This window comes from Mycolicibacterium aurum, assembly GCF_900637195.1.
Classification (GTDB): domain Bacteria; phylum Actinomycetota; class Actinomycetes; order Mycobacteriales; family Mycobacteriaceae; genus Mycobacterium; species Mycobacterium aurum.
This window is the reverse complement of sequence record NZ_LR134356.1, coordinates 2,882,156-2,895,423: the sequence shown is the minus strand read 5'-3', so window position 1 is coordinate 2,895,423 and position 13,268 is coordinate 2,882,156. Positions and strand designations below refer to the sequence as shown.

Here is a 13,268-nt window from a genome sequence, read left to right as displayed (position 1 = left end):
CAGCGGTGTCGGCAAGGGCGCTGAGGGCCATCGACCAAGCACGTCGGGCTCAGACGTTCACTCCAACGGCTCGGGCGTGAAGGTGACGTCGACTCCGCCCACGGTCATGGTCACCTGGCCTTCCATCACCATCACCTGCGCCGAAAACCGTCGATCGACAGCCTGGGCCAGTTGCTGCACCGGCGGGTGCGGTATCTGCACCACCGACAGGTTCGCGAGCCCAGCCACTTTCGGTCCCACGGTGCGCCACCAGGTGGCCACGCCGGCGGCGAACGGGAACAGCAGCACCTGATCGGCCTGGCTGGCCGCCTTGCCCAAGACGCGTTCGTCAGGCTGGCCGACGTTGATCCATTCCAGGATCCGGCCCGTGTAGTCGGCGAGCCGTAAGTCCGGTACGCCAGGGGTGGACAGACCGGCGCCGAACGCCAACTCACCGTCAACGTCGCTGAGCCGGTGTGCGCGCAGCCCGAACGCCAACAACCGCACCACCATCCGCTCATCGGTCTCACTGGGATGACGGGCCACGGTCAGCGTGTGATCGGCGTAGTAACCATGATCGACGTCGGAAACGCCAAGTTCGACTTTGAACACCGTCGCAGAAAGGGCCACGTCATAGTGTCCACCCTGGCGGTGTTCCCCGAGCAGTCAGGCCACTGCGAGTGGTCAGACCCCAACGTCGGCCTCGGTGAGCGCCCTGACGATCTGGCCGAACACTAGACGCGCGGCTACCGACTCGCACGCACGCGAACACAGCCGGGTGGATCAAATGCGTATGTCGAATAACGCTAGTGCTCAACATCATTCATCTCGCGAGCCACTATGGCTTCGCGTCGACGCTCCGGTACGTATCCAGACCACGGCGAAGAACACCAACGTCAGCGCCAGCGGGGTGAGTCCGACGAACCAGCTCAGCACCAGCGGAGGTCCTGGCTGTGTAAGCACGTCGACGGTCAGGTCGCCGGTGCCTTCGCCCTGCGGACCGTCGATCGTGAACCGCAGCGTCCACGTCCCCGGGGAATTGAGCGACTCCACGTCAAGGCCCCACACTTCGCGATTGCGGGGATGCCGGGACAGTCGATCCGCCTCCGCCTGTCCATCGGGAGCGATCGCCGTGATGGTGCCGGACTTGCCTGCGATTCCGCCGTCCGGTTCGAACGTGAAATCCAACGACTGCATGGCACGCAGCGGCCACACGGTGAACCCGACCGTCACTGGGTAGGGGCCCACCTGAACGTGCTCGGTGTGCACGACGTAGTCCAGCGGATCGGTGGCCGCGGCCGGCGCAACGCCGATGGAGAGCGCGACGAGGGCGCACAGCATCGCGACCATCGCCCGCAACCTGTTGTGGATGGTCATTTTGCGCCACCGCCACTCACACTGTGGGCAGGTGTCGCGTTCGATGCACGCAGTGCCCAGCCGAGTCGCCACGTCGCGCCGCCGAGCACCCCCGCGAGTAGACCCCCGACGACGCACGTCAGCAGGATGCTGCCCGCTTGCCCTTCGCCGTCCTCACCACCAAGGTCGACGCCCCCGGATCCCAGTGAACTGAGCGACCAGACGATGGCGATCACACCTGCCGCGCCGCACGCGGCCAGTAGCCAGGCGCTCGGGCCTCTCCATCGCAGCAGCAGCTCGACGACGATGCCGAACACGAAAACGATTGCGGGTATCAGCACCATGTCGACGGGGAACTCCAACTCGACGAAATCGCGGAGCGCCAGATGCTGCAGGTCGGCATACCAGCCGACGGCCCAGTTGGCGAACGACCAGGTCGCCACATTCAGCACCAGAGTGAGGAGGCCGGTGCCGACGGCTCCGCCGCGGGGGACGACTTGAGATCCGAGCAGGACACACACGAGCGGAATGGCCAACCAGGTCAGTGTGGCCCAGTCGATGGTCGCGCTCAGGTTGAGGTCCGCCAGCGCGCCGCTCTGGATCGAGGCGTACTGCCCGAACGCTGCTATCGCGACCATGAACCCCCAACGACCCCAGCGGTGTTCGCGTGCCGCTGCGAAGACGATGGCAGTGCCGATCATGGTGACGCAGATCGATGTCAGCCAACCCTGGTGTGGGGGCGACGCGACGGTCACGTCGAATCCGTACAGACCGTGCCACCACTCGTCGTACAGCCCGTACAGCAGGAACGAGGCCGCGGCGATGCCGCCGACCAGATAGCCGATCGGCGCGGCGAATACGCCGAGCACCGTGAAGGCGCGACCGCCGGCGGTCGGGTCGGGATCCTGGCCATTGCGCTGTGCGGCGGTGGCGCGCAACACCATCACCAAGCTGGTCACCCCGGCGATCGCGCCGCCGGAGTAGATGAACAGGTGCGGCAGCGTGAAGAAGCTGTCCGGCCCGACGTCAAGGTGCCAGTCGATGTCCCAGGTCAACCCCGACAGGGAGATCAGAGTGCCTGCGAGCATGACCAGCGCTGGCACCTTAACGCTCGAATCCGATTTCGTCATGGCGGTCTGCCTTTCTAACCGTTGGTGGTGACGCTCAGAACTGCTTCGTGCACTTGGTCGCCGGCGGCGATGCGGACTGTGATGTCCCATTGCCCGGCCATGGAAAGGTCCACGTCGGCGCGGTACCGGCCGCCGCCTTGGGCCGCGGCGGCCACAGGTCTTGTGGCATGGCCCATGTGGGGCATCGCGGGTTCGAAGGTGACCGAGTCCGGCGTGGGGGACTGGCCCTCGTTGCCGGTTATCTCGACGGTGACCGGGCTGATTCCGACTTTCGGTGGCTCGCCGGTCAGCTGCACACGGTACGGTCCTGCCGTCGCGGTGGCCACGCTGTCGTGCATCGGTTTCGGCCACAGCAACCAGATTCCGGCCCCGGCGATGGCGGCGGCGAGCGCGGCGACGACGACGAGGCGCTGGCGACTCACGGTTGGCGGACCTCGACTTCGGTTACCGCGGTGAGGATGGCGTAGTGGCGTTCGGTCTGCACCCACACCTTGTAGCGGCCGGGCAATGCGAACGAGTAGGTGAAGTCGATCTCGGGCCCGTACCGAGCGACCGATTCGTCGGGCTGCCCGCCCGCGGCGCCGGGTGCGGGCGGCACCATGGCATGCGCATGCGACCAGATCGGCGCTGTCAGTGCGTGTTTGCCGATGTCGGGGCCGTCGGGTAGTGGTCCGACAACCATCATGTGTCCGACCATCCCGAGCCACGGCTGCAGATCGGGGGTGTCCCCGAACCTGGCCCGGATGGTGCTCGGGCTGCCCGCCGGTGCGACCGTCGCGCTGATCTCGCCCTGCGAGGGTGGCGTCGTGCTCGGTGGTGGGGCAACGGCTTGCCCGTCGACCGAGCCACGGAGCAGTTGCACTCCGCCACCGCGCCTGGCGATCTCGGCGGTCATCGCGTATGTCCCGCGTTCGGTGGTGTCGAACGTCGCCTCGTACCGACCCGGCGAGACACGGACAGGATGCACGTGCGACATGGTGCCCGCAGGTGAGACGACGATGAGGTGGATCAGCGCGCCGTGGTGGATCAGCAGGTCGTCGGCTGGACGTCCGGTGGAGGAGTCGGTGAGGTTCACACGCAGGGTGGACTGGCCAGCAGACACCGCCATGTTCACCGGCGGCCGCGAATAGTCCATCGGATTCTGCGAATTGGCCGCAACGCGGGCGTACGGATCGCGGATGTTCTCGCGGGTGGGGTCAAGGTCCCGGCCGGGCTGCGGGGGCGGCGGGGAGTACGCCGACAGCGTCGCGCCGGTAACAGCCACCGTCAGCGCGACGATCATGCCGGTCGCCGGGACCACCGCCATCCAGCTGCGGCGCGCGCGCATTGCCGCTGCCAGCGAGACGATCAGCAGCGCGCCCGCGGCGAAGAAGCCGTAGTCACTGGCTTTCTTCCACGGCGGGATCACCTGCACGGGAACCAGAAACGGGATCCGCGCCGCGGTGTGGCCGTCGTCGACGATCAGTTCCCACGGTCCGGCCCGATCGACGCTCAGTGTGGCTGAATACATGCCGGGCGTGCCGAGCTTCACCTGGACGCTGCTGGTGGTGGCGTCCGGTGCTGACGCGGTGAGTCGGAGTGTGCCTGGACCGTCGCCGCGATGTGTGACGACGTCGACGTGCAGAGGCCCGAGCGCCGGGCCGACTCGCCGGATCGTGACGGTCAACTCGCGGCCGCCGAGCGACTGGGCGACGTGCACGTCTGCGTCCGATCCGATGCCGTCGGCCCGCGCCGCAGGCACGCCAGCCAAGGTGATGACCACCAGCAGGCCGCTGAAAACCACCAGGGTCACGGGGAATAACCCCGTCCTGTGTCGCGCAGTGGTCGCGCAGCTCACCACGCCACCCAGGGTCATGGCACCAGCATGGCGCTCACACATGCCAGTGTCGCCGGGGATAACCCTTGCTTCGGTGGGGGATAACCCCCACGTTGGCCGCGCGATGGCTTGCGAAGCTCAAGCCCTCAAAGATCGTTGAGGGCTTGAGCGACAAAGAGCGACATCTCTCGCCTGGCTTCTTTCGATTCCGGCGCAGGCAACAGAATGAAACCATGGAACCCGCCGGCTATTTCGATAAGCGTGACGTCCACGCCGGCGGCGCGCATGCGGTCCGAGACGTTGCGTGCGTCATCGAGTAGACAGTCGTCGGTACCGACGGCGATCAAGGTGGGGGGAAAGTCGGAAAATGAGCCGTGGAGCGGCGATACCAGAGGCGTCTTCAGATCACGGCCGCCCGCATAGGCCAGCGCACTACGTGAAAGACCATCGCGGGACAGCAAAACCCGGTGTTCATTCGACTCGAAGCTGCCGGAGCCGTTGGTCAGGTCGGCCCAGGGGAACATGGTCACGAGACCCTTCGGTGGGTCACCGCCACGGTCGAGCACTCGTCGCACCAGTGACATGGCCAATCCACCTCCGGCGGACTCCCCGACAACGACGGTGGGACGGTCACGCGCCACCTCCGAGTAGACCGCCCAGTGCCGCGGGGAACGGATGTTCCGGCGCGAGTCGGTAATCGACACTGACCAATTCGATGCCCGGGTCGATGCGTGCTCGGTGATCACGCGGTGGGAGAGGGGGAACACCGCGCCTCGTGCTTCGAAGCGCTCCGGCGCGCGCGGAGCACGACGTCGTGGGTATGTCCCGAGCCGCCGCCGGCGGGCACATCGCGGACGCGGCGCTCATCGACCTCGATCTCCCAGCCGTCGTCGAGCAATGCGGCGACGTCGGTCGGCATCACGTAGTCGGCGGGGTCGAAGCCGTGCGCCTTGGCGGCCTCGACGTCGATGTCGGCGTGATGGACGACCAGCAGGGTGCCACCGGGTGCGACGGCGCCGATCAGTGTGCGCTCGGCGTCGTTCGTCGGCGTCCGTAGCAGCGCGGGGTACTGGGCCGACACGAGGTCGAAGGCGCCCTGCGCGAGCGCTGCGTCCACGAGACCCGCGTGCACCCACTCGACGTTGGTGGTCGCGTCGCCCGCGCGGCGCATCGCGCGATCCAGCGCCACCCGGGAGACGTCGAGGGCCGTCACTCGCCAGCCTTGCTTGACCAGCCAGGCGGTATCACCGCCTTCTCCGCACCCGACGTCGAGTGCACGGCCTGGCGCCATTTCCGCCACCTCGGCCACCAGTGCGCCGTTCGGCCGCCCACTGAAGAGCTGTTCCTCCTGCGAGTACCGCTCGTCCCACGCGGCGCTGTCATGTGTCATGTCCCCAGCGTGCCGTCACCCACGACACAAACGCAAAGCCGATTGCCGATCTGGCAAGCTCACTAGGCCATAGGGGAGGCCGTACACCCGGCGTCTCGGCCTCAGAGGCCGGGTCGGGAATCGAGCCGGGGGGCACGGGGTTGGTCTGATCATGTCGAAGATGACCAGCACGGAACGCGAGATGTACCTGGCCGAACTGCACGTGGGTGTGATCGCCGTCGAACGCCCTGATCGCGCACCGCTGTCCGTACCGATCTGGTACGCCTACGAGCCCGGGGGAGAGGTTCTCGTCTCCAGCCTGGCGGGGTCGCTCAAGGCTCGACTCATCACCGCGGCCGGGCGCTTCTCCATCACTGCTCAGGATGAGACATACCCCTACCGCTACGTGACTGCTGAGGGGTCGGTGACCTCCATCGAGACCGCCGACGATGCCACCAGGCGCGCAATCGCCATTCGCTATCTCGGCGAAGAGGGCGGCAACGCATTCACGGAGTCGTTCGCCAACGACCATCCCGACGCCGAATCACTGTTGTTTCGGATGCGGCCCGAGCGCTGGCTGAGCGTCGACTATTCCAAGGAGTCCTAGCATTACCGACCACTTCTCGTAGCGCTGACCAAGCGTCCGAGGGCGCCGAAATCTAGTCATCTTACGGATGCCCGGTCAGTCGACGATGGTCCAGAGTCGTGGCATGGAGCTGACCAGACCACCAGCTTCTTCCCATTGTGAATCTCACGGGGATGCACACTTCTGAGGAGACAAGATGACTGACTTGGTTGAACTCATGTTCGATGCGCACGGCGGCCTCGACCGGTTCCGCCAGTTCGCCTTCCTGAACGCCCGACTGCGCCAAGGCGGTGTGCTGTGGGGGCTCAAGGGCCAGCCGACAGTATTGCAGGAGGCCACAGTCCGCGTCGACCTCAACCGAGAGTGGGTGTCGCACTGGCCTTTCGCCCCCACCGATCACCGTTCTCAGTTCACCCCGAAGCGAGTCACCATCGAAACGCCCGCAGGCGAGGTGGTCGAGCAGCTCGACGAACCCCGCGACTCGTTCGCCGGATACGTCATGGAAACGCCCTGGAGTAACGCGCAGGTCGCCTATTTCGCCGGGTACACCATGTGGACTTACCTGACTTCTCCGTTCATCCTGGCGCGACCAGGGGTCGTCGCCGAGGAGGTCGACCCGTGGACCGAGAACGGCGAGACCTGGCGGCGGCTGCGCGTAACCTTCCCTCAAGACATCGCCACCCACAGCACGCTCCAAACCTTCTACGTCGACGAAACGGGGCTGCTGCGTCGCCACGACTACGATGTGGATATTCAAGGCAGCAATCCCGCGGCTCGCTATCTCCTCGAACCTGTCACCGTGCAGGGAATCGTGTTGCCCTCCAAGCTGCGCATTTTTCCACGCAACGATGACAACACTGCGGCCGCTGAACCCCTGATCGTCTCGGTGGACCTTTCCGACTTCGCCTTTGAGTAACCGTGGGAATCGAATCGCGCTGATAGGGCGGTCGGATTCCAGAGACGGGTCTCCAGACAGAAACAACAGTCAAAGTGCTTATGGCCCCCGGGGCCCGCAGGCAAAAGAATTCGAGAATGGGCGTGGATCCGCGGCGATCTCGCACACGATCGGTGGTGGATGAAGGGTGCACGGAATATGAAGGATTCGTTGTCTCCAATGGCTGAGACCCGGTATGTGGACGGGCCGAGTGCGCGGTTCGCCTACCGCCGTATCGGTGCGGGCACCGGTGTCCCGTTGGTGCTGGCGTTGCGCTTTCGCGGCACGATGGATCACTGGGATCCGGCGTTCCTGGACGCGCTGGGAGCCGAACGCGATGTGATCGTCTTCGACAACATTGGGCACGGTAGGACCGGTGGCGTCGCCCCGACCACCATGGACGCCCTGGCCGGCGGACTCACCGAGTTCGTCGACGCCCTGGGACTGGCCGAGGTGGACCTGCTCGGTTGGTCGTTGGGTGGGATCGTGGTGCAGGCAGCGACGCTGCGACGTCCTGACCTGGTGCGGCGGTTGATTGTCGCGGGCAGCTCTCCTGGTGGTGGTGTGCCCGGAATGCCTCAACCCGATCCGAAGATCTGGCAGGTCGCCACCAAGCCCGCCAACGACGACGATGACTTTCTCTATCTGTTTTTCCCAGAGGAGGACCCGGGTCGCAAGCTGGGACTGACGTCGCTGCGGAGGTTGGACGACCGCGTTCTGTCACCGGAGCATGTTCCGGTGTCGATCGAGACGATGCAGGCGCAGTTGGCGGTCATCGCGTCGACCGGCGCGAGTATTTGGGATCGACTGGGGGAGATCACCATTCCGACCTTGGTTGCCAACGGTGCGCACGACCGGATGATCGATGCCTACGCCACCTTCGCGATGGTGGGCCGGCTGCCCAATGCCAAGGCCATTCTGTACAGCGATGCCGGGCACGGCTTCCTCTTCCAACATGTCACGGATTTCGCCCGTGAGGTTGTCGAGTTCCTCGCGTGACCCCGCCGGTGCTCGAGGCCGATCTGCTCGTCATCGGATTCGGCAAAGGCGGCAAGACGTTGGCGGCGGAGTGGGGCCGACAAGGTCAGCGCGTCGTGTTGGTGGAGGAATCGGCCCAGATGTATGGCGGCACCTGCATCAACACGGGCTGTGTGCCGACAAAGTCGATGGTGTACCGCAGCGAGCACCCGCCACGCGGGTCATCGGGAACCTTGGCTTACGCGGATGCGGTCGCCGCCACAGAGCGACTGACCACGGGGTTGCGGGCGGCGAATCTAGCGGCGCTGAAATCCGTCCCGTCAGTGCGGGTACTCACCGGACGGGCGAGCTTCATCGACGCGAACTCGGTCGCGGTAGAGACCGAGGACGGTCTTGCCACGGTGGTGGCGCGCGACATCGTCATCGGTACCGGCTCAACTCCGGTGATCCCCGACCTGCCCGGCGTGCGACACAGTCCAGTCGTGGTCACCAGTGCAGAGTTGCTACGGCGTGCGTCGCGCCCAGACCGGCTTGTGATTCTTGGCGGCGGCTACATCGGCTTGGAGTTCGCGTCGATGTACGCCGGCTACGGCACCTCGGTGACCGTTCTGGAGCAACGCCCCGCCGTGCTGGCGCACGAGGATCAGGATATTGCCGAGGCTGCTCTTTCTGTTCTGTCCGATAGGGGAGTCACCATCCTGACGGGAGCGGAAGTCACTGAGGTGCAGGCTGTTCCGAGAGCAGTCTCGCCACCGTTGGCGCGCGTGGGGTATCGCGTCGGTGGACGTGCCGCCACCGTCGAGGCCGACGTCGTGCTGATCGCGCTCGGGCGCACGCCCAACACCGCGCATCTTCGACTCGATAGGGCCGAGGTGGAGACCACCGACACCGGTGCCGTCGTGGTAGATGATTTCCGCCGTACCAGCCAACCCCACATCTATGCGGTCGGGGATGTCAACGGCGGACCGCAGTTCACCTACATCTCTCTCGACGACTACCGCATCGTGTCCGATCAGCTCCGTGGTGCCGCGGAACCCCGGTCTGCAGCCCAGCGCCGGGCGGTTCCGAACTGTCTTTTCCTGACCCCTCCGTTGGCCCGAGTCGGTCTTACCGAGGCCCAAGCGCGCACTGCGGGCTACGACCTCACAGTGGCGGCCAGCCCGGTGGTGAACCTGGCGACGGTGGCACGAGCGCGCATCGTCGATGACATGGCCGGGATGATGAAGGTGGTGGTCGATGCGGAAACCGACAGGATTCTCGGGGCCGCCCTGCTGTGTCACGACGCACAGGAGGTGATCAACATCGTCGCCCTCGCGATGCGCCACGGCATCACCGCTTCGGAGCTGCGCGACGAGATTTACACCCATCCCTCCATGTCGGAGTGCTTCAACCAACTGTTGGGACTGCTGAAGTGAAGTTCGACCCGACGAGTACCGCGGTCGTGATCATCGACCCGCAGATCGACGTCCTGAGCCCCGCCGGGCGCAACTGGGCAGCAGTGGTGAACTACCGGTTCCTTGCGCACGCGGTGCTGCCGACCGCGGGAATCGTCTCGGCGATGAACGGCGCGGCGTGAATCACTGAACGTGTGCGAAGTTCGAGGAGCGCGGTGCTTCGTGAACGGGGAGTGGTTCGATCATCGGGGCAATCTGGCGTCGGTGGCTGAACGCGAATTTGTCCTCGTTATCGACGGCTCATCCGGTGAGGCTTCCGCATGATGCTGCGACCGCCGAAGATCATCTGCGCTGGTGTCGAAGTAATGGTCGCCGCCCCACGTCGAGACCAGTCTGGCTTTTCAGGCTACTCGCCGGCGGGCGCAGCGTTGTCGAATCGGATGGCGTCTCGCAACTGAGTGCGTCGAGTGATGCCGAGTTTGGGGAAGACCTTATACAGGTGCGCCGCGACGGTCCGATGCGAGATGTAGATCTGGTCGGCAATCTGGCGGTTGGTCAGTCCGGCGGCGGCAAGTTGTGCGATCTGCAGTTCCTGCGGCGAGAGTTTGGGCGCCAAGCTGTCGATCGCCGATGCTGCACCCGGCACCTGCACCCCGGCCGCGCGCAGTTCGCCCCGCGTGCGCTGAGCCCACGGCTGAGCGCGACGGTGTTCGAAAACTTTTAGTGCTGCGGTCAACTGGGTGCGTGCGTCGATGATGCGTCGCTGTCGTCGGAGCCATTCGCCGTAGGTCAACCGGGTGCGGGCGTACTCCAGCGGCGCTTGGGCCGCGGCTTCTCCGACGCCCAAAGCGGCGCGAAAGTGGCGCTCTGCGTCCTGGTCCGTGCCGGCAAGCAGGGCCCGGCTGCGGTGTACCAGCATCACAACGTGAGAGGAACCCAGTGTGCTCGCCTCGGAGTCGATCTCGTCCACCAGGTGGTCGATCACTCGGGTGTGGCCGCTGGCGACCGCGGCTTCGGTGAGGTCGGCGATTGCCCAGCGACGGGAGCTGCGGTCACGGTTCATCTGCGAGAGTTCGGTGAAGGCGCGTTCGTTGTCGTGTGTGGTCAGAGCAAGCAGACCGCTGGCCCAGGCCAGGTCGTCGCGCCACAGTAGGGGAGTGTCGCTGGGCAGATGTTGTTGAGCTGTCACCAGTGATTGTTGTGCGGATTTCGTATCGCCCTGGCATGCCTGTATCCGTGCCAGCAGGGCGGCTGCGGCACCCATGCTCAGCCCGAGATCAGCATCAGTGGCGATTCGGAAGGCGTTGTGCGCGCTGACGGCGGCCTCGGTCAACTGCCCGGCGATGATGTGCGATCGCGCCGCGCCGCGCAGCGCCTCGCACTCGATCCCGGGCGCACCTGTCTTTCGAGCCACCCTGATGGAACCTTGCCAGCATGACTGCGCGGTGGCTAGGTCAGACGCCGCCTCTGCTGCCAGTCCCATCGACATCAGGGCCGTCAAATCGGTACTCAGCGCGTCCTGTAACGACGCCGCGCGACAACGGAATTCGCGGGCATACTTGGTGTCCTCGATGGTTGTCAACGCGACTTCGACTGCGGGGTGATTCAGGTTTTCAAGTCGGTGTAGGCGCTCGGCCACCAGTTCACGGTCGCGTTCCGCGAGTCCGTGCATCCGGCACTGTGCTGCCGCGGCGGCGAGCAGGCGGATGCACGTGTCCGAATTCCCGTCGCTTCCGAACCGATCTGCCAGCACCACCAGATCCACTACTGGCGGCGCGGTGACGCCGGTGGTGATGGCGAGGGTGAAGCGCGCGAACGCGAGATCGAACTGGTGCCGTAGGTCGGTGGCCAACGGCTCGGCTTCGTCCAGGATTTCCATCGCCTCGGTGGTCAGCCCGGCCCGGTACGCGGGTTCGATGGCGGTGACGAGGCGGCGGATGCGCTCGCTCGCCGACGGGGACAGCGCGGCAGCACGCCGCCACGCACGCGCGGCTTCTGCGTTCGCGCCACGGAGTTGCGCCTCTTGGGCCGCGGATTCGAGCGCGGCGGCGACGGCCTCGTCGGGTCCGTAGGCCGCCGCCGAGCGGTGCCAGGCCGCTCTCATTGCATCGGTCGTCGCGTCGGCCAATGCGCGGTGAAAGACTGACCGTTGCGTCAGGGGTGTCACCCGGTACGCCACCGACCGGATCAGAGGATGGCGCACCTGGAGCGATCCGGCGACGACTGTGATCAACCCGCTCCGCTCGAGAGAGTCGAGATCGGTGTCTGACAGGCCGACACGCCGCGCTGCGTCAGCGAGTTCGGCCATCTTGGTGTTACCGCCGGCGGCGATCAGACCCAGCATCCGGCGACTCGGTTCGGGAACGGTGTCCAACTGCTCCAGGAAAGCGCGTTCGATGCGTCGCGTCGTCGGCAGGGGGGTGGGCGACGGGGCAGCCCCCTCGTCACTGCCGGCCAACAGTGCCTTCGTGAGTTCGACGATGGCCAGCGGATTTCCCGCAGCTTCGGTCAGGACGCGCAATTGAATCGCTTCACTGAGTCCTTTCCCATCGACATCGGCCAGCGCCTCCTTCATCAGGACGCGCGACTCCGCGACGTCCAGGGCGTCCAACCGGAGGTGCGGCAGCGACGCGAGTTGCGAGGATTTCTCGTCGATGCGGGGCCGTGCTGCGCACAACATCATCACCGGCGAGTTCGCCAGGCGGCGTCCGACAAAGGTAAGGACGTGCTGCGAGGAGTCGTCGAGCCACTGCGCATCGTCGATCACGAGCAGCATGGGCCGGGTGGCCGCGGCCTCCTCGATCAGCCCGAGTGTCGCCACGCCGATGAGCAGCGGGTTGGGCATGCCGGCCTCTGCGAGGCCGAACGCTGCCAGAAGGGCCGTCCGCTGGTGCTCCGGCAACGCGTCGGCGCAACTGAGAATCGGGTGCACCAATTCGTGCAGACCCGCATAGCCCACCGTGGTCTGCGACTGCACCCCGGCACACGACAAGACAGTGAACCCCTGGCACGTCGCCCACGTCGCTGCGGCCGCCAGGAGCGTGGTCTTCCCGATCCCGGGCTCGCCGTCAACGACCAGGGCGCATCCGCGGGTCGCTGTCCCGGCGGCGGCAGCGGTGATCGCTTCCAGCTCGTCGTCGCGACCGATCACGCCCTGACAGTACCATCCTGGATTGGACTTACCAACTCAGATACGATGCGGTAATGCGTACTGATCCGTGGTCCGACGATCCCTGCCCCATTGCGCGCGCTATGGCGGTCCTTGGGCAGCGGTGGTCTGTGCTGATCATTCGCGAAGCATTCCTGGGCAGAACTCGATTCTCGGAGTTCAAGGAGCAGTTGGGGATTGCCTCGGATGTCCTCAGCGCCCGGCTGGCTGAACTCGTGTCGGCCGGCGTGCTGGAAACCGTGGAGTATCGCGAGCCGGGCGACCGCACCCGCAGCCGCTACGAGTTGACCCAATCCGGTCGCGACTTGGTCGTGGTTCTCGGAGCAATCGGCCAGTGGGGCTACAAGCATGCAGACCGCAGCAAAGGCACGCCGTATCAATTCGTCGACGGCAATGGCGAAGCAGTTATCGCAGGCTTCCGGCACCGCGACGGCACAGCGGCCGGCAGCGCGGATGTCCGCCTGGTCCGTATCGCCGATCCAAGCCGGCAGTGACATCACCCGAATCTGAATGCAGGAGAGCGGGGACGGTGGCCGGAAAGTGTTGCAACGCAGTCC

15 protein-coding genes are annotated in these 13,268 nt (G+C 65.7%); 6 read left to right on the top strand and 9 right to left on the bottom strand.

Features of this window, described 5'->3' with window-relative positions:
- Window positions 1–57: 57 nt before the first annotated feature.
- From EL337_RS13800 to EL337_RS13765, 8 genes are all read right to left on the bottom strand, one after another.
- Complete coding sequence (locus EL337_RS13800; protein ID WP_048634476.1) at window positions 58–609, bottom strand: YaeQ family protein; 552 nt, start codon at window positions 607–609, stop codon at window positions 58–60.
- 189 nt (window positions 610–798) lie between these two features.
- Window positions 799–1,356, bottom strand: a complete 558-nt coding sequence (locus EL337_RS13795; protein ID WP_109860198.1) for a hypothetical protein — start codon at window positions 1,354–1,356, stop codon at window positions 799–801.
- Window positions 1,353–2,465 carry a hypothetical protein gene (locus tag EL337_RS13790; protein WP_157866346.1) on the bottom strand — a complete coding sequence of 371 codons (1,113 nt, stop codon included), beginning with the start codon at window positions 2,463–2,465 and terminating at the stop codon, window positions 1,353–1,355. The genes EL337_RS13795 and EL337_RS13790 overlap by 4 nt, the downstream gene beginning before the upstream one ends.
- Window positions 2,466–2,479: 14 nt before the next feature.
- A complete protein-coding gene (locus EL337_RS13785; protein WP_048634474.1) occupies window positions 2,480–2,887 on the bottom strand; it encodes a FixH family protein in 408 nt (135 codons plus the stop codon).
- Window positions 2,884–4,257: a DUF8832 domain-containing protein gene (locus EL337_RS13780; protein ID WP_197724234.1), complete on the bottom strand. Its 1,374-nt coding sequence runs from the start codon at window positions 4,255–4,257 to the stop codon at window positions 2,884–2,886. Before EL337_RS13780 ends, EL337_RS13785 begins: the two co-directional genes overlap by 4 nt.
- Window positions 4,258–4,427: 170 nt before the next feature.
- A complete protein-coding gene (locus EL337_RS29185) occupies window positions 4,428–4,865 on the bottom strand; it encodes an alpha/beta hydrolase fold domain-containing protein (RefSeq protein ID WP_264035359.1) in 438 nt (145 codons plus the stop codon).
- Between the two features lie 46 nt (window positions 4,866–4,911).
- Entirely contained in the window at window positions 4,912–5,130 is a 219-nt protein-coding gene (locus tag EL337_RS29280; RefSeq protein WP_370737210.1) for an alpha/beta hydrolase fold domain-containing protein, read from the bottom strand.
- Complete coding sequence (locus EL337_RS13765; protein ID WP_048634472.1) at window positions 5,024–5,671, bottom strand: class I SAM-dependent methyltransferase; 648 nt, start codon at window positions 5,669–5,671, stop codon at window positions 5,024–5,026. Before EL337_RS13765 ends, EL337_RS29280 begins: the two co-directional genes overlap by 107 nt.
- Before the next feature lie 151 nt (window positions 5,672–5,822).
- Between EL337_RS13765 and EL337_RS13760 the strand changes: the two genes are divergently transcribed.
- From EL337_RS13760 to EL337_RS28900, 5 genes are all read left to right on the top strand, one after another.
- Window positions 5,823–6,257 carry a pyridoxamine 5'-phosphate oxidase family protein gene (locus tag EL337_RS13760; protein WP_197724233.1) on the top strand — a complete coding sequence of 145 codons (435 nt, stop codon included), beginning with the start codon at window positions 5,823–5,825 and terminating at the stop codon, window positions 6,255–6,257.
- 175 nt (window positions 6,258–6,432) lie between these two features.
- Window positions 6,433–7,152, top strand: coding sequence for a hypothetical protein (locus tag EL337_RS13755; protein ID WP_048634471.1), 720 nt, complete (start codon window positions 6,433–6,435; stop codon window positions 7,150–7,152).
- Window positions 7,153–7,350: 198 nt separating this feature from the next.
- Window positions 7,351–8,169 (top strand): alpha/beta fold hydrolase, encoded by an 819-nt coding sequence (locus tag EL337_RS13750; RefSeq protein ID WP_232786885.1) that lies wholly within the window; start codon window positions 7,351–7,353, stop codon window positions 8,167–8,169.
- Entirely contained in the window at window positions 8,166–9,563 is a 1,398-nt protein-coding gene (locus EL337_RS13745) for an FAD-dependent oxidoreductase (protein WP_048634469.1), read from the top strand. The genes EL337_RS13750 and EL337_RS13745 overlap by 4 nt, the downstream gene beginning before the upstream one ends.
- Window positions 9,560–9,724 carry a hypothetical protein gene (locus EL337_RS28900; protein ID WP_197724232.1) on the top strand — a complete coding sequence of 55 codons (165 nt, stop codon included), beginning with the start codon at window positions 9,560–9,562 and terminating at the stop codon, window positions 9,722–9,724. Before EL337_RS13745 ends, EL337_RS28900 begins: the two co-directional genes overlap by 4 nt.
- Window positions 9,725–9,948: 224 nt before the next feature.
- Here the strand turns inward: EL337_RS28900 and EL337_RS13735 are convergent, their stop codons facing one another.
- Window positions 9,949–12,693: an AAA family ATPase gene (locus EL337_RS13735; RefSeq protein WP_048634468.1), complete on the bottom strand. Its 2,745-nt coding sequence runs from the start codon at window positions 12,691–12,693 to the stop codon at window positions 9,949–9,951.
- 53 nt (window positions 12,694–12,746) lie between these two features.
- On the opposite strand from EL337_RS13735, the gene EL337_RS13730 reads away from it, so the two are divergent.
- The gene (locus EL337_RS13730) at window positions 12,747–13,205 is read left to right on the top strand and encodes a winged helix-turn-helix transcriptional regulator (RefSeq protein WP_048634467.1); all 459 of its coding nucleotides are present in this window, start codon (window positions 12,747–12,749) and stop codon (window positions 13,203–13,205) included.
- The last annotated feature ends 63 nt before the right edge of the window (window positions 13,206–13,268 follow it).